Raw genomic sequence first — 18,352 nt, 5'->3', positions numbered from 1 at the left:
ATGGAACAGAGGATTGGCGTTGTAGGCTCAGGTGTGATGGGAAGCGGCGTAGCCCAGGTCTTCGCTCAAGGAGGGTACGACACGGTAGTTGTAGATGTATCCGAAGCGCAGATGCGCCGAACCCGGGAGAAGATCCGGGAGAGCCTTCGTTTTCAGAAAATGATGACAGGCGTGGCCCCGCGGGAACGTGCCGAGGTGGTGCTGGACCGCATCCACTTCACCCAGGAGATCGAAGACCTCGCTGCGTGTTCGTTCGTGGTTGAGAATGTGACCGAGAGCTGGGAAATCAAGCAGGCGGTATACGAACAGCTTAACAAGGTCTGCGCGAAGGATTGTATTCTGGGGGTCAACACGTCAGCGATTTCAATCACCCGAGTTGCTGCATTGGTGGAACGCCCCGAACGGGTTGTCGGGATTCATTTCATGAATCCGGTGCCGCTCAAACCTATGGTTGAGGTCATCAAAGGATACCATACCACCCCGGAGACACTGCAGATGACGCAGGAAATGCTGGGAACCCTCGGCAAGCAAAGTGTAGTTGTTGAAGACTCGGTCGGGTTTGTGACGAACCGGGCGATGATGATTTTTGTCAATGAGGCCATCTTCATGGTGCAGGAGCAGGTGGCTTCCTCGGAGGACATTGATATTTTGTTCAAACAGTGTTTCGGGCACAAGATGGGCCCCTTGCAGACAGCCGACCTCATTGGTCTGGACACCATTCTCAAGTCACTTGATGTACTTTACGAAGGTTATAACGACAGTAAATACCGCCCTTGTCCCTTGCTCAAAAAAATGGTCGATGCCGGGCTTCACGGCATGAAATCCGGTCAGGGTTTTTATTCTTACAATTGATTACAGGAGGCTGATCCCTATGAATCATGAGGAAATCAAAGCACAGGTGACTACATTTCTTACCCGCTCGCTGCGTACCAAGGAACTTAAGGAGGACGATAACATCCTGGAGCTGGGCCTTGTGCATTCCCTGTTCATGATCCAGTTGATTATGTTCATCGAGAGGACCTTTCATCTGGAGCTGGAAGAAGAGGATTTGGATATGGACAATATCAAGACAGTCCGCGATCTGGTAGTCCTGATTGAACGCCATCAACCTACGGGAGCTGAAATCTAATGACTACGCCACTAAAAGCGACCTCCGTCCCTACCGCCCTTGCCATCCGCCAGTTTGTTGACACGCACATCCTGCCGCAGGCCGCGCAGATGGATCAGGAGCAGGAGATTCCGCGCGCATTGTTCACTGAGATGGCAGCCGAAGGACTTACAGGCCTTGCGATTCCAGAAAAATATGGGGGCACTGCCGTCGACTACGCCACACTTGGAGCCATTCATGAGGAGTTGGGCCGCGGATATGCCTCGGTGCAGAATGCCTGTACTGTGTTCGGCATGGTCTGCAAACCGCTGGCGCGGTTTGGGTCGGAAGCCCAGAAGCTTAAATGGCTGCCCGCCATCGCGGCTGGCGGGGTAATTCCGGCGATTGCAATCACCGAACCGATGGTGGGCAGCGATATTGCCAAGCTGGAGACGGAAGCGGTGCAGGAAGATGGCCAAATCATCCTGAATGGCCGCAAAAAGTACATCACGCTCGGGCAAATCGCCGATTTGTTCCTGGTGTTCGCCCGCTTGAACGGGCGCGGGGTCGCTGTACTGGTGGAACGGGGAACTCCCGGTTTGCAGATTGATCCGCTGCGGGGGTTGATGGGGCTTAGGGCCAATATGGTTGCCGAGCTGACTTTCGAGCATTGCTGTGTGCCTGTGGAAAATCTGGTTGGCAAAATCGGCTTCGGCTTCACCCATGTAGCGAACTATGCGCTGGACGAAGGCCGTTACACCACCGCCTGCGGCAGCGTCGGGTTGGCACAGGCCTGTCTGGAGCAGAGCATCCAGTATGCCGGTGAGCGGTTCCAGTTCGGTGAACCCCTGCGCAAGCATCAGCTTGTGCAGAAGATGCTCAGCGAAATGATTACCGAGTCCAAAGCCGCCCGCGAGCTGTGTACCGCCGCCGGGAGACTGCGGGAGCAAGGTGATCCGGCGGCCATCACAGAGACCTTGGTCGCCAAGTACCATGCTTCCAAAACGGCTGTCCATGCAGCAGATCATGCCCTGCAAATACACGGCGCTTCAGGCTGTATGAGCGGCAATCCGGTAGAACGGTTCTACCGGGATGCCAAGATTATGGAGATTATTGAGGGGACTTCACAGATGCATGAGCTGCAAATAGCACGCACCTTCCGTTTGTGACACTATGCCGCATCTTTAGCAGAAGGGTGAGGATCGGATGAACAATCAAGCAGACCTGGCTTTATTATTCCCTGGATCAGGGGCCCAATATAAAGGAATGATGCGAAGCCTCTATGAATCCTCGCGCAGGGTGCAGGACACCTTGTATGAGGCAGATGACATTCTCGGTTTTGAATTATCCCGGCTGATGATGGAGGGCAGTACGGTCAAGCTGAACCGGATCGGGCATATGCTGCCGGCTATCTGTGCGGCGAGTGTTGCCCATTACCGCCTATACCGGGAGCAAGGCGGACCGCTTCCAGCCTACATGGCGGGACACAGTCTGGGCGAATATTCCGCACTAATTTGCAGCGGTGCCTTGTCCTTCAGGGACGGGCTGATGCTGGTCCGCTTCCGTGCCCGACTGGCGGAAGAGGTTATGGAGGCCACGGGCGGCGCCATGAGTATTATGAAATCGGTTGATCCTGCACAAGTCGCATTGCTGTGCCTGAAACTGCAAGCCGAAGGGCGGGAGGTCAGCATTGCCTGTCAGAACTCCCGCAGCCAGATCGCAGTTTCCGGTCAAGACGCTGCACTGGCAGAGCTGGAGCAGCGGGTAACAGAAGCGTCAGATTATGCACAGATCAGCCACTTGATCGGAAGCGCCCCTTATCATTGTGCTCTAATGCAGCCGAGAGCGGCTGAAATGACGGAGGAACTGCTCAAGTATAACTGGAGCCTTCCGGCATGTCAGCTTCTGTCCAATGTAACCGGACGGCCTTATACATCTATCCATGAGATGCAGGGGCTGCTGGCGCAGCAGCTATACAAACCGGTGCTGTGGCAGAACTCCATCATATATCTGCTGGGGAACGGTGTTCAGACATTCATTGAAATGGGTCCGCAAAACATCCTCAAAACACTGATGCCCGAAATTTCTGAGCAGACCCGTGTATATGCCCATGATGAAAAGGTGGACCGGATGACCATTAGAGATCACATAGCCGCTTCTTCAGCCACTCCTGTGCCCAGGCACAAGGCTGAGACAAGCCCGCCTGCCGCAGATTTGCGGCTTAAAGCAATAAGCATGTGTCTCACACATGCCATGACCACCCGCAATAACAACCAGGCTGATGTTCCGGTTATGCCGTCCTTGGAGCTGTATACGCAAGTCAAACGGATGAAGCATGAGCTTGATCAAGGGGAAATAGCACTTGGAGAAGAGCATGTTGCCCTGGCAATATCCATGCTGCAGGCTGTGTTTGAAGATAAGCGTACCCCGGACAGTGAACGGGAGCTTCGATGGCTGCAGATCAAGGAAAAGACCGGTGTGGAGCGGCAAGCAGAGATTACTGCCATTGCAAGGAGGGAACCGGAATGAGTCTGCCTACTGTAGAGAACGAATTGCTGCATACGCTGCGCGGCTTTAACGATACCGCTGCGTCTTATTCACAGGACACCACCATTGTCCAGCAGTTTGAAGCACGCGTGGCGGAGCAGCCGCTCGCACCTGCTGTATACGTGAAGGAGGCAATCTACACTTACGGGGAATTGAACCGTGCGGCGAACCGGCTGGCTCATGCGCTGCGGTCAAGCGGTGCCGGAAACGGGTCGATTGTCGCCTTAATGCTCGAGCGTTCTTTTGACATGCTGGTTGCCATATACGGTGTACTCAAAGCCGGAGCCGCGTATTTGCCGCTGGATCTGGAGAGTCCGCCTATGAGGCTGCTGACCATGCTGTCAGACAGCGCCCCGGGCTGGGTCATTACGGAGGGAGGCGTTTCCCGTCCGTCTGTGCTGCCTGCAACAGTAGAATGGGTCCCGCTAGATAGTCTGGCAGACCGTGATCTGCCCGAGACGAATCTGCCGGACGGACCAGAGCCAGGTGACCTGGCTTATGTAATCTATACTTCCGGTTCCACCGGCAACCCCAAGGGTGTGCTTGTGGAACATGATGCCTTGACCAACCGGATCGAATGGATGCAAAACACCTTCCCCATTACCCACAAAGATATCCTGTTCCAAAAAACAGTATATACATTTGATGTCTCGGTCTGGGAACTGGTCTGGTGGTCAACCACAGGTGCTGCGGTCTGTCTTCTGCAGCCGCGCAAAGAGAATGACCCGCGCATGTTCGTGAGACTGATCGAGAAAACAGGGATCACTGTCATTCATTTTGTTCCCTCCGTATTGCGTTTGTTCCTTGAATATATCGGCAACGATTTTGCAATGGAACGCTTGCGCAGCCTGCGGTATGTCTTTTGCAGCGGAGAAGCGTTGACCGTCCCGCTGGTCAGTCAGTTCTATCATACCTTCCCGCCCGGACAAGGAGTGAAGTTGATCAATCTCTATGGTCCTACGGAAGCGGCGATTGATGTCACCTATCATGTCTGCGAGCGGGATGCTCTGGACCAGCCAGTTCCCATCGGACGCCCCATTGACAACATCCGCTTGTATATTCTGAGAGATGATTTGACGCTTGCATCCATTGGAGAGACGGGGCAGCTATATATCTCAGGAGTGGGTCTGGCACGCGGATATCTGAACCAGCCACAGCTAACGCTGGAGAGATTCGTGCCCAACCCCTATGAACCCGGACAGCGCATGTACCGTACAGGCGATCTCGCCTCATGGACTATGGAGGGGGAGGTCATGTACGCCGGACGGGAGGACGATCAGATCAAACTTCGGGGACTACGCATTGAGCTGGGTGAAGTGGAGAGCTGTTTGCTCCGTGCAGCCCAGGTAAAAGCCGCCGTTGCCGGGGTGCGCATAGGTGATGCCGGGGAACAATTCCTAACCGCCTTTGTGGTTGCGGCTGCAGACGCGGAGCCCATTCCGGAACAGGACAAGCTGCGGGCGCTGCGCGCCGAGCTTGCTTTGTATTTGCCTGCGTATGCGATTCCGACAGAGATCATCTGGATGGATGAAATTCCACTGAAACCAAACGGCAAGGCAGACCGGAGCCTCCTGCTTGCCATCCACGGAGGTAAGGCCGCACAAAGCTAAGGGGGCGGAATGGAAGATGATAAACAATGAGCTGTATGACAGATTATTGCGCAACAAAGGCATTTCAGTTCCGGGGCACAAGCACACGGCGATTCCCCGTACAGGAGAGGCTGGTTCCTTCGGTTTGTCCCCCGCGCAGCGCGGGATCTGGTTCCTCCAGCAGCTGCATCCGGGCAGCGCCGCCTTCAATAACAGCGCGGTGCTGAAGATCGAAGGGAACCTCGACACAGACTGCATGCGGGCAGCACTGCGCTCCCTGCTGGAGCGCCACGAACCGCTGAACGTAAATTACAGACTGCACCAGGGCGAACCATGCGCCTGTCCTCACGCAGGAGACTTAGCTTTTGAAGTAGTGGGAGCGGAGGGCGGTGGCAAAGCCACTTCTTCCGAATGGCTGCATGCCGAAATCACACGCATTGCAGGCAGTCCGATAGACCTGGAGCATGATCCGCTAATTTCTTTTACACTGCTGCATGTGGGTGAGCAGGAGCATATCTGGATCATCCGCATGCACCATATTGTAGCGGACGGCTGGTCCAAGGGGATTCTCCTTCGTGACTTCACACGTCTGTATGAAGCAGAGTTGGACCGGACAGCTCCAGACTTGCAGCCGCTTGCGATCCAGTACCGGGACTATGTACGGTGGCTCGAGAGCCGGAGCGAAGAGACGGCCTATGTACGGGATCTGGCATTCTGGCTGGATAAGCTGGAAGGCGCGCCTCCTATGCTGGACATACCCGCCGATTTTAAACGGCCAAGCTCCATGTCGGGCTTGGGAGGGATGGAGTCGTTTCGGATAGAGCCTGACGTGTATGAGCGCATTGGCAGCTTTTGCCGGAAGGAACGCTTATCGGTGTTTCACTTCCTGCTGACCGTCTTCAAGACGCTGCTCTTCCGGTACTGTGCAGAAGATGATTTGCTTGTCGGCACGCCGGTAGCCGGACGGACAAGAACCGAGCTGGAGCCGCTGATAGGGATGTTCGTGAATACTGTGGTAGTCCGTACGCAGCCGCGGGACGACCTGTCTTTTATAGACTATGCAAGGAGCGTTCAGGAAGAGGCTTTGCTGGCTTTTGACCATCAGGACCTGCCGTTCGATCTGCTTGTCGAGAGACTGAACCCGGACCGCGAGCGAAGTGTACAGCCCGTCTTCCAGACCATGTTCCAGTTCGATAATCTGGAGATGCCGGTTATGGAAGCGCAAGGTCTCCGCTTGTCAGCCGTCCCGCTGGACATCGGGATTGCCCAGAATGATCTGTCCGTATCCTGCTGGGAGGAGGACGGAGCACTGCGGGGGACTTTTGAATTCAGCTCCGATCTGTTCACAAGAGCAACGATGAGACGCATGATCGGGCATTTTATCCGGCTGGCGGTGGCAGCTCTGGACGATCCGCAGGAGACACTTGGACGGCTCAAACTGCTGGAGGCCTCAGAAGAGAACATGATTTTACGGACATGGAACGAAACCGAGCAGCCAGTACCGGAACATGGATTTGTAAGGTGGATCGAGCGCAGAGCTGTCCAATCTCCAGAGAAATGCGCGGTGCTTGAGGGAGAACATGCACTTAGTTACCGCGGCCTGAACCAGTGGGCGAACCGTCTTGCGGCACAGCTTATGGACAAGAGTCTGTACGCGGAGACGCCGGTGATCGTCTGCCTTCCCTCCTCGGGACGTTTTGTAGCGGCTGCACTTGCCATATCCAAAGCAGGAGGAGCCGTGGTGCCCGTTGATCCTGCGATGCCCCGGGAACGTATCCGGCAGATGGTGGAGGAGCTTGGCGACGTGTATGCAATTAGTGATGCCGTCCTTTCCACGTTGCTGCCGCTCCCGCCCGAGCGAGTAATCTTGCTGGAGGAACAGATCCCCGTGTTCGGTGAGCAGGACGAGCAGGGACCGGACACTGGATTATCGCCGCAGGCGCTCGCTTTTATCATCTTTACTTCCGGTTCGACAGGGGTTCCTAAAGGAGTCCTTCTGGAGCGGTGCAGCATCGACAATCTGGTCCATTCCTTTCTTTCATCGTACCAGGCGACGGACTTGGATCGTCTGCTGCCCATTACATCGGTTGCTTCAGCCAGTTTCATCGGAGAGTCGCTGCCGATTCTGGCTGCCGGAGGGACTCTCGTCTTGCCGGATACCGAAACAGTGCTGCACCCGGGCAAGCTGCGGGCCTACATGGAGCAGCATCACATTACGATCCTCAGCACCGTACCCTCTATGGTGCGGCGCTTGAATAGCGACGGCGGAACCTCTTCCCTGCTTCGCCTCATTCTGAGTGGTGGAGAGACTCTGCTGCCCACACATGTGGACAGGCTGCGCGGAATGGACATTGCCAACGGGTATGGACTATCAGAATCCGGCGTGTGCAGTACGTATAAGTTACTGAAGCCCGGCCAGGGTGGGGAGCAAGCTGTTTCCGCCTCACTGGGCAGACCGGTAGCCAATCAGCAAGTCTATGTGCTGGACTCTCATCTACGGCCGGTTCCGATTGGGGTCAAGGGACAAATCTGCATCTCTGGACACGGATTGGCCCGTGGATATTTGAATCGCCGTGACTTGACCGAAGCGGCATTTGTACCCCATCCATTCCGCCAAGGCGAGCGGCTGCTTCTGACAGGGGATACCGGATATTTGCTCCCCGGCGGCGAGCTTGCCTTTATCGGACGCAGCGACCGGCAGGTCCAAATCCGCGGGTACCGGATTGAACTAAGTGAAGTAGAGCGGCATTTGTGCACTTTTCCGGAAGTCGAAGAGGCAGCCGTGTATCCTCAGCCCGATTTTGAAGGCAACCTGCGGCTGATCGCGTACTATACGGTCCGCAGCCAAGCGAGCATTATCGGCCAGCAATTGGCGCATTGGCTGGAGTCGCGGATTCCTTCATATATGAAGCCCGCTGCTTATATTCAACTGGAGCGTATTCCCTACAATGCCAATGGCAAGCTGGAGGTTTCTGCCCTTCCGCAGCCTGGCGAGAGCCTTGCCCGTAACGGGGCCGCCTATGAACAGCCCCAGACCGCCACAGAGAAAACCATCGCAAAGGTCTGGGAGGAGATTCTTCAGCTCCGGCACTTTGGCGTGGAAGACAACTTTTTTGATCTAGGCGGACATTCGCTGCTGCTCGCCAAAGTGCATGACCGGCTCAGCCGGGAATTTCCCGTTCCGCTGACGCTGGTGGATTTGTTCAAATACCCGACGGTCCGTTCACTTGCCGGATATCTCAGCGAAGGCTCGCGCGATGCTCTGGGGACTGACATTTACGAGACGGCCGCGAAGCAAAAAAACGCATTTCTCCGTTACCGGAAAACAGCTTCTTCCGTAGCGGTTCGCAGCACCACAGAGAAGGAGGAATAGATGCTATGAGTCATCCTGAGTATCCTTATAACGGAAATGAAATTGCGGTCATCGGCATGGCGGGAAGGTTCCCTCAGTCCGAAAACCTGGAGGCCTTCTGGCGGAATCTGACCGAGGGAAAAGAGTGTATTTCCCATTACTCCAGCCGGGAACTGGAGGAGGCAGGCATTGACCCCGGAATACTGAGTCAGCCAAATTATGTCCGGGCCAAAGGGGAAATCGGCCAGCTCGATGCATTCGATGCCGCTTTTTTCGGGATCAATCCCAAGGATGCGGAGCTTATGGACCCCCAACATCGGATGATGCTCGAATGTGCGTGGGAAGCGTTGGAGCATGCTGGCTACCAATCCTCGGAATGCGGAGGCTCCGTAGGCGTTTTTGCCGGAAAAAGCATGAGCTCATATCTGTTCCTGAACCTCTATCCTCATATTCAAAAAATGCTGGCCACCGGCAATTTGCAGGCAGCCATCGGCAATGACAAGGACAGTATGGCTACAACGATCTCCTATCGCCTGAACCTCAAAGGCCCGTCTATGGCGGTGCAGTCCTCGTCGTCCACCTCTCTGGTCTCCGTCTGCATGGCAGCACAGAGCCTGTTGACCTATCAATGTGACATGGCGCTGGCTGGTGGCATCACGGTTGGCCCGCCTGAACGTGCAGGCTACCTGTTTGAGCCTGGAGGAATTATGTCGGCGGATGGACACTGCCGCGCTTTTGACGAGAACAGCAGCGGATTTGTTCCGGGCAATGGTTACGGTCTTGTCGTACTGAAACGGCTGGATGAAGCGATCCGCGACAAGGATCATATCTGGTCTGTCATCAAGGGGTTTGCCGTCAACAATGACGGAGCGGATAAAATCAGCTATACCGCGCCAAGCGTAGGCGCACAATCCGAAGTCATCGCTTCGGCCCAGGCGCTGGCAGAGGTTCACCCGCAGACGATCGGTTACGTTGAAGCGCATGGCACCGGCACCCGAATGGGAGATCCGATTGAAATAGAGGCGTTGACCCAAGCGTTCCGCCTTGGCACGAATCAGCGCGGGTATTGCCCGATCGGTTCGGTCAAGACGAACATAGGGCATCTCGATTCTGCCGCCGGCATTGCCGGATTCATCAAAGCGACGCTCATGCTGCACCACAAGCAAATTCCGCCGACGCTGAATTATGAGCGCCCTAATCCGGCGATTGACTTTGACGGCAGTCCTTTTTACGTAAATACAGGGCTTACGGATTGGCCAGAGCAAGCCTACCCGCGCCGCGCCGGAGTGAACTCGCTCGGTATGGGCGGCACCAATGCCCACGTGGTCCTTGAAGAGAGTCCACGTATGTACAGTACACCAGCCGCGCCGGGGTGGCATATTCTTCCAGTATCAGCGAAATCCGAGACCTCCCTGGCTGGTAATCTGTCCCGGCTACAGCACTATTTACGTGAAGAGACGCAGACGAAATTAGCGGATGTAGCATATACACTGTCGGTTGGCCGGCAGGCTTTTGGGATCAGGGCGGCTGTGGTCTGCTCCACGCAGGAAGAAGCTGTCCTGGCAATGGAAGCGGCCGACCCGCAAGCGGTATACCAGGGAGAAAGTCCTTCCAGGAACCGTCCTCTGGTGTTTATGTTCACGGGGCAAGGCTCGCAATATATGGGGATGGCGGCAGGCCTATATGCTGCTGAACCGGTATTTCGCGAGTATTACGACCGCTGCGCAGTGCAGATCCAAAGCCTGACGGGGATGGATATCAAGCTATTGATGCAATCCGTTAAGAATCACCCGCTAACACTGGACGTGAACGAGACCGCGCTCACCCAGCCGCTGTTATTTGCTGTTGAGTATGCTATGACCCAGCTCCTGATCAGCCGGGGACTTCGCCCACAGGCCATGATCGGCCATAGTCTGGGAGAATACGCCGCAGCCGCAATCGCAGGTGTGTTCCGTCTCGAAGATGCCGTTATGCTGGTCTGCCGCAGGGCAGAGTGGATGTCCCGGACCGAAAGAGGAGCGATGCTGGCAGTTGGGCTCAGCCGTGAGGCAGTAAACGGATATCTACAAGAGAGAATTACGCTGGCAGCGGTCAACAGCCCAAGTCTATGCGTGTTGTCGGGAGAAGAAGCCGCCATTGCCGGACTGGAGCAGCGGCTGACGGAAGAAGGGGTTTTTAATAAAAAACTATCCACCTCTCACGCCTTCCATTCGCCGCTGATGCAGCCGATGGCCGCCGCTTACCGTGAGTTATTGATGCAGGTGGAGTTAAAGGAACCCTCTGTTCCAATAATGTCCTGTCTTACCGGTACCTGGCTGAAGGCTGAGGAAGCTATCGATCCCGGCTACTGGACCCGGCATATTCTCGAACCGGTTGTCTTTATGGATGGACTTGGGGCCCTGCTGCGCGAAGGAAACCGGTTGTTTGTGGAATTAGGACCAGGCTCCACATTATGTGGGCTGGGGCGGCAGAACCCGGAGGCGGCTGAAGACAGTGTGTGGGTGCCCGCCTTGCGTTCTGTCCACGGACAGGACGAGGACACGCGGGTGCTGGCACAGGCTATAGCCAACCTATGGGTATGTGGTACAGATCTGGACTGGGGGCTTTATTTCGGAAATGAAACGCGCCGACGGGTTCCGCTGCCAACGTATGCGTTCTCCCGGCAGAGCTACTGGGTATATCCCGAAGCTGCCCCGTCCGGCTCAAATGCCTCGGTTACGGTTACGTCAGGGACACAAGCATCCGGGATATCCGTACCGTTCAGTTCCATTCCCGAGCAACGTCAAACCGGATCACGCCATGCCCGACCAAAGGTAACGGCAGCGTACCGTGCGCCGGAGGGGAGCATTGAGCAACAGCTTGTGGAGATTTTGGAACGGGAGCTTCATATTCAACCGGTGGGTGCAGATGATAACTTTTTCGAACTGGGAGGTCATTCGCTGCTGGCCACCCAGGTACTTGACCGGATTCGGCAAGCTTTGGGCGTGCAACTGTCCATCGAGAACATCTTTCTGCACCCGACCGTAAGCGGAATGGCTCAAGTGCTGGAGAACACCTCCGGAGAGACCCGCAAGGAGCAATCTATTGCAAGTTTGTTCCGGGAAATGGCTGCTATGGGCAGTGGCGAGATCGCCAGCAGCCTTGCAGAGGACAAACTCAAACCGAGCGGAGGGAAGGGGTAATGGCCGAACAAGTAGCCTTATCCTCATTGTCGCCAGAGCAAAAACAATGGTTCCGGCTGCAAATGCGTGAACGCGGCATTCCCGTGCTGCAAATTCCCTTGGAAAAACAAACACGCGATGGCAATGGATTACCGTTGTCCTACAGCCAGGAGCGTTTATGGCTGATGGAACAGCTCGGCGGCACCGCCTCCAGTTATCATCTGCATCAGGCAATCCGAATTACCGGTGTTCTTAAGAAGGGTGATTTGGAAGCCAGCCTGCGCCTGCTGGCGGCCGGTCACGAGAGCTTCCGGACCTCATTCACCGCCACAGAGGGGAAGCCGCAGCAGCACATCGCCGCTGACAGCGCCATTCCGCTGCTGCAGGTCAAGGTCACAGGGGCATCAGAAGCGGAGCGGCTGCGCCAGGTCGAACAAGCGGCTCAGCCGCTGCTTACGCAGCCGTTTGATCTCGGCAAGCCGCCATTGCTGCGCGCCGGATTGTACGAGCTGGCAGAGGATGACCACATGCTTGTGTTCGTCATTCATCATATTGTTGCCGATGGCTGGTCGCTTAGATTGCTTACAGAAGAATGGGTGCAGCTCTATAACGTATTATGCAAAGGTCAAAGCCCACCGGATAATCAGCGTGAATACGACTATGCCGATTATGCCTGCTGGCAGAGAGAATGGATGCAGGCAGAGATGCTGACGGAAGGTCTGCATTACTGGAAGGAGCAGCTGCGGGGCGCAGATCCTTTCTATACAATTCCTTCCCAACGCCCGCGCCCGCGCTTGCTGACCTCGGGCGGAGATAGCTGCACGCTGCGGATCGAAGCGGAGGAGCTTGAAGCGCTCAGAGTTCTCGCAAGGTCTGCTGGCGCCTCGCTCTTCATGACTGTACTGGCTGCCTTCAACGTGCTGCTGTACAGATATACCGGCAGGGGAGATGTTGTGGTCGGCACTCCGACGGCGGGAAGATGCCGGGAAGAAACCGAAGAGATGCTGGGCTGCTTCGTGAACAATGTGGTGTTAAGAACGGATATCCGCGATGCAGGCAGCTTCATAGAGGTCCTACAACTGACCATGCAGACAGTGCTTGGAGCCCTGAAAGCTCAGGAAATCCCGTTCGAGCATGTACTGGATGCATTGAATCCGCCCCGGGACATGGCTTATTCGCCTTTATTCCAGCTCTTTTTTATCTTCCAGCAAGGCGGCATGTCATTGGATCAACTGGACGGTGCTGTCTGCACGCCGCAGAAGTGGACTCAGCCGTCTGCTAAATTCGATATCACACTGGAAGTTATCGAGCATCTCCATCATTTGGATGTAATGCTGGAATACAACACCGATCTCTATGACAAAAGAATAGCAGAAGGACTGCTCGCCAACTATGTCTGGATGCTTGGGCATTTGCCGGCGAAAGCGCAGCAGACGCTCCCGGAGCTTCCATTGATTTCTCCGTTTGAAGAAGCTGAGCTGCATAAGGCAGGCATCGGCCCGGGTGTTGTTTACCCGGAGCGATCGACACTGTATTCACTGGTGGAGCGGCAAGCCGCAGCCAATCCGTCGGCCGTGGCTATTGTATGCGGCCCTTGTTCCTATACTTATGCCGAATTATATGGGGCGGCAGAGCGGTTAGCAGCCTATTTGCAGTTCTCAGTCGGCGCAGGGCCGGGCCACCGCGTTGGCATCTGTGCCCGTCCTTCGTTCGAGCTGGCGGCAGGCATCCTGGGCATTCTGATCAGCGGCAGCGCTTATGTTCCGCTCGACCCGGCCTTTCCAGAGCAGCGGCTGCAATACATCGCGGGCCACGCTGAACTGGACTGCATTCTGGTAGATCATCCTGCGGAAGCCGAGCGGTTCGGCGACCATCGCTGCTGCGACATCAGCCCAGGCAGCCCATGTTGGCAGACTAATCGTGCTCTGTCTGACTCCAAGGCATCTGAAAGACCTCATCACGCTTATATGATTTATACCTCCGGGAGTACAGGCCAGCCCAAAGGGGTAGCCGTGACTCACCGGAATGCGGTCCATTTCCTCTATGCCATGCAGGATCTGCTGCATGTGACATCCGAGGATTCGCTGTTGTCTGTGACGACATGCTCATTTGATATTTTCTTGCTCGAACTGTTTTTGCCATTATCCGCAGGGGCAACGATGATCTTCCCACAGGAGGGAAGCAGCAGCGATCCAGGACTGCTTATGGAGAATATGAATCGTTATAAGCCGACCTTTATGCAGGCAACACCGGTATTGTGGCGGCTGCTGCTGGCAGAGGGCTGGAAGGGTTCGGAACACATGACTGTACTCTGCGGTGGTGAGGAACTGAAGCCGGAGCTTGCTGCACAATTGTTGCACCGGGGTAAAGCGGTATGGAACCTGTACGGTCCCACCGAAACGGCGGTATGGTCTCTGGCCCACAAGCTTACGCCCGATGACCTCCTGCACAAAGTCCCGATTGGCAGACCGATCGGACGTACAACCTGCTTGGTCCTGGATGAAGCGCTGGCTCTTGTGCCATTCGGAGCCGAAGGCACACTGTACATCGGAGGTGACGGCGTAACGGACGGCTATCACCGTCAGCCGGAGCTGACCGCGCAGAAGTTCATCATGAACCCGCTGGACCAGGCGGGAGGGCGGCTATTCAATACGGGGGACCGGGTCCGGCTGCTGCCTGGAGGAGAAATGGTCTATCTCGGCCGTAAAGACCAGCAGCTCAAGCTGCGGGGCTTCCGTATCGAGCCTTCTGAGATTGAACAGCAGTTGAACCTTCAGCCAGAGATTGCGGCAAGCGCCGTGGTCGCTTGCGACGCCGGACAGGGAGAACAACTTTTGGCTGCGTATTGGGTGCCGTCCCCTTTAGCCTCTGGCAAGGAGACCATTCCTGACGAGGCAGACTGGAAGGAAACACTCCGCGAGGTACTTCCCAGTTATATGATCCCGGCACGTTTTGTTAAGCTTGCTGAGCTGCCTTTGACACCAAACCGCAAGGTAGACCGGCAATTCCTTTCACGGCTGCCGCTGGACAAGGCGGTATTAACCCGCAGTTACACAGCGCCGCGAAGCACAACTGAGATCCGGCTCGCCGAGGTATGGGGAGAGGTGCTGAACCTGACCAGCGTCGGAATACATGATCATTTTTTTGATTTGGGCGGTAATTCTTTGTTGGCTGTCAAGCTGCTGACTGAAATCCGCTCCAGGTTGCAGGTGGAGCTGACGCTCCGCCAACTGCTTATCGCCTCCACCATTGCCAACATGGCAACTGAACTGGATGACGCTGCGGTGGCACCTTTGTCAGAGACGGGAAGCTCAGCCAGAGTGGACTTACCCGAATTTACAGTGTCGCCGCAAGAAGCCTTTGAACCTTTTCCTTTGACCGAAGTACAGATGGCCTATTGGAGCGGAAGACGAACAGGCAGTGCCGCCACTCATGTCTATCAGGAGATGGAGTTTGCGGGTCTTGATATTGAACGTTTCGAACAGTGCTTCCAGACGCTCATTAAGCGGCATCCTATGCTGCGGGCAATGGTCATGCCGGACGGCATGCAGCAGATTCTGGAAGAGGTCCCGCCTTACCCAGTGAGAATGGCAGACGCAAGCGGCTGCTCCGAAGCGGAGAGAGTCTCACGGCTGGACGACATACGTCAAGTGATGTCGCAGACCATTCATACCGGCAGCTGGCCGATGTTCGCCATTAAAGCGACCCGGCTGCCCGAAGGACTGACCCGGCTGCATATTAGCTTTGACCTTATGATCGCCGATGCGCTGAGTTTTCGGATTATTCTGGAGGAACTGGCTGCGCTGTATGCCGGAACAGCCCAATTGCCACCACTGGAAGCAACTTTCCGTGATTATGTGCTGTCCTTGCTGTCCGTAACCTCTGTAGACCGTTATAGTATAGCGCAGACCTATTGGCAAGAGCGACTTCCCCGCCTCCCGGCCGGTCCGCAGTTGCCTGTTGCGGTTTCTCAAGGCTTGAAGCGGCAGGAATTTAAGCGCTGGAAGGCCGTTCTGCCGGCCAGTCTCTGGTCGAAGCTGTCAGCGGCGGCACGCAGACGGGGGTTAACTTCCTCCGCATTGCTGCTCACCTGTTATGCGGAAGTACTTGCGCTGTATGCCAAGCAGCCGCATTTCTTATTGAATCTAACGCTGTTTAACCGTCTCCCGCTGCATCCGCAAATGGAACATTTGGTTGGCGATTTCACAACCATCAGCCTGTTGGAGGTCGATTACCGTGACCCTCTTCCTTTTGGCAGCAGGGCTGAACAGCTCCAGAAACGTCTGTGGACCGATCTCGATCACCGCCTTTACAGTGGCATCCGTGTGACAGAACAGCTTATGGCCCACAGCATTCTGAGTGAACCGGTTCCGGTGGTGTTCACAAGCCTTCTGGATTTGTCTGACAGGGAGAGGACGACAGCCGGATTTGATCAGATCTTCCAGCGGAGGAATGAATCCGAGACGGAAGCACGCAGTCTTTCGGAGACACCTCAGGTATGGCTGGATCACCAGGTAGCTGAACGGGACGGCGAGCTTCATTACAACTGGGACGCGGCCCTGAGCAAGTTCCCGCCGGGAGTGCTGGATGAGATGTTTGCCATCTATGGAAGCTTGCTGCGCCGTTTGGCAGAAGAAGAAGAGGCCTGGGAGCAGGCCCTGCCGCTGGCCGATTCGGGTTCAGCCGGATTCGCACACCGCCTTAGACTGGCGGAAATTGACACACGGCACCAACACAAACAGGAGACGCATGACATTGCCCTGCATCATGGATTTCAGCGGATGGCCCGCACTCAGCCCAATGCTCCGGCCCTGATTGTAGGCGGATATACGTTCTCTTACGGAGAGTTGAACCGCAAAGCCAATGCTATAGCGCATCAGTTGGTGGCGTATGGCATACAGCCGGAGACATTGGTTGCCGTAGTGATGGAAAAAGGCTGGGAGCAGGTGGCGGCGGTCCTAGGAATCTTAAAGGCTGGAGCGGCCTACATGCCGGTAGATGCAGGTCTGCCTGCCTACCGCATTGGAGAGCTGCTGGAGCTCGGACAGGTTCAAATAGTACTGGTTCAGTCCTCTGTCCCTGTAGGTGATTGGGCCACTACCGGTATTAAGACCATAGAGGTCAGCGAAAATACCGGAAACGAAGAGACGCCGGAATATGGAGGCAATGCGGACGGAATAGGCGAGCAACTGGCCTACGTTTTATTCACTTCCGGCAGTACAGGAACGCCTAAAGGGGTGATGATCAGCCATATAGCCGCGGTTAATACGTTGACCGATATTAACCGCAGCCAGGGGCTGAACCCGCAGGATGTCGTGCTTGGCCTTTCTTCGCTGAGCTTCGATTTGTCCGTATTCGACATCTTCGGCTGCTTGGCGGCAGGAGGCACACTTGTGCTGCCAGAGCCGCATCGGCTGCGCGATCCAGCACACTGGCTGGAGCTGATGCAGAAGCACCGGGTTACGGTCTGGAACAGCGTTCCCGCCTTCATGAACATGCTATTGATGTATGCCGCATTTGAAGTACGGCTGAATTCCCTCAGACTGTGCCTGCTGAGCGGAGATTGGATTCCTTCCACTCTTCCGGGAGCTATTCGCCGCCTGAGTGCTCAGGCCGAGATTATTGCGCTTGGCGGGGCAACCGAAGCAGCGATCTGGTCGATTCAGTTCCCGGTTCACATTGTCGATCCGGCTTGGACCAACATTCCCTATGGTCTATCCATGTCCGGCCAGCGTGTATATGTGCTGAATGCACGGATGGAAGAATGTCCAGTATCGGTGCCGGGAGAGTTATATATTGGCGGTCTGGGTGTTGCCAGCGGCTACTGGCGGGATGAGATCCGCTCTGCTGAACGCTTTGTCATGTCGCCTATCACCGGAGAACGCCTCTACCGGACGGGGGATTGGGGCCGCTATGGATCAGACGGGGTCATTGAATTCCTTGGACGCGACGACCTCCAGGTCAAAATCAGCGGCTACCGCATTGAGTTAAGCGAAATCGAAAGCACCCTGAAGACCTGTCCCGGCGTTCAAGAGGCTACTGTGCTTGCTGAAGGAGAGGAGGACGCGAGACGTCTGCGCGCCTTTGTGGTTCTCGGTTCGGAACGGCAACCCTTGCCGGACCCGGCTGCACTGCGTTCCCATCTGCGCTCCCGGCTTCCAGGCTACATGGTTCCTTACAGCATAAGCATTCTCGAAGATTTCCCTTTGACTCCCAACGGCAAAACTGACCGCAAAGCACTCCTGGCCATTCTGCCTGAGACGATTGAACCCGCAGCGGGACCGACGCAATCCGTACTGGAAGAAGGTATTATCTCCATTTGGAAGGAACTGCTGAACCGTCTGCATATCGGCAGGGATGAGCATTTTTTCGACCTTGGCGGCAATTCGCTCAAGCTGGTTCAAATGCAATTGAAGCTGCAGGAGATGCTGAACCGCGAGATTCCTATCATCGAGCTGTTCAGGCATACCTCCGTCGCAGCGCTGGTTGAATTTTTCGGAAGTGCTTCAGTGGACAAGTCCCCTACAGGTATGGAGCAAAAAGCGGTGGACCGCGCGGACAGACGGTTTCAAGCAAGACAGACGCGCCGCAGATGATTTTGAACATAAGGGAGGAA

At 55.6% G+C, this 18,352-nt stretch carries 8 protein-coding genes; all 8 read left to right on the top strand.

What is annotated here, in order from left to right; translation table 11 throughout:
• Genes NYE29_RS26435 through NYE29_RS26400 form a run of 8 tightly spaced genes read left to right on the top strand, consistent with a single transcriptional unit; the run spans nt 1 to nt 18,332 of the window.
• The gene (locus tag NYE29_RS26435; protein ID WP_340898114.1) at nt 1–852 is read left to right on the top strand and encodes a 3-hydroxyacyl-CoA dehydrogenase family protein; all 852 of its coding nucleotides are present in this window, start codon (nt 1–3) and stop codon (nt 850–852) included.
• A 19-nt stretch (nt 853–871) separates the two neighbouring features.
• Complete coding sequence (locus NYE29_RS26430; protein WP_340898113.1) at nt 872–1,129, top strand: acyl carrier protein; 258 nt, start codon at nt 872–874, stop codon at nt 1,127–1,129.
• Nucleotides 1,129–2,256 carry an acyl-CoA dehydrogenase family protein gene (locus NYE29_RS26425; RefSeq protein WP_340898112.1) on the top strand — a complete coding sequence of 376 codons (1,128 nt, stop codon included), beginning with the start codon at nt 1,129–1,131 and terminating at the stop codon, nt 2,254–2,256. The genes NYE29_RS26430 and NYE29_RS26425 overlap by 1 nt, the downstream gene beginning before the upstream one ends.
• Nucleotides 2,257–2,293: 37 nt before the next feature.
• On the top strand, nt 2,294–3,616 hold the full coding sequence (locus NYE29_RS26420) for an ACP S-malonyltransferase (RefSeq protein WP_340898111.1): 1,323 nt from the start codon (nt 2,294–2,296) through the stop codon (nt 3,614–3,616).
• The gene (locus tag NYE29_RS26415) at nt 3,613–5,244 is read left to right on the top strand and encodes a non-ribosomal peptide synthetase (protein ID WP_340898110.1); all 1,632 of its coding nucleotides are present in this window, start codon (nt 3,613–3,615) and stop codon (nt 5,242–5,244) included. Before NYE29_RS26420 ends, NYE29_RS26415 begins: the two co-directional genes overlap by 4 nt.
• Before the next feature lie 16 nt (nt 5,245–5,260).
• Entirely contained in the window at nt 5,261–8,596 is a 3,336-nt protein-coding gene (locus tag NYE29_RS26410) for a non-ribosomal peptide synthetase (RefSeq protein ID WP_340898109.1), read from the top strand.
• 5 nt (nt 8,597–8,601) lie between these two features.
• Complete coding sequence (locus NYE29_RS26405) at nt 8,602–11,757, top strand: type I polyketide synthase (protein ID WP_340898108.1); 3,156 nt, start codon at nt 8,602–8,604, stop codon at nt 11,755–11,757.
• Nucleotides 11,757–18,332, top strand: coding sequence for an amino acid adenylation domain-containing protein (locus NYE29_RS26400; protein WP_340898106.1), 6,576 nt, complete (start codon nt 11,757–11,759; stop codon nt 18,330–18,332). Before NYE29_RS26405 ends, NYE29_RS26400 begins: the two co-directional genes overlap by 1 nt.
• Nucleotides 18,333–18,352: the final 20 nt, after the last annotated feature.

Source organism: Paenibacillus sp. FSL M7-1046, assembly GCF_038007405.1.
Lineage (GTDB): Bacteria > Bacillota > Bacilli > Paenibacillales > Paenibacillaceae > Paenibacillus_AQ.
Note: the sequence above shows the minus strand (reverse complement) of the source record. Positions and strands in the feature narration are given on the sequence as shown.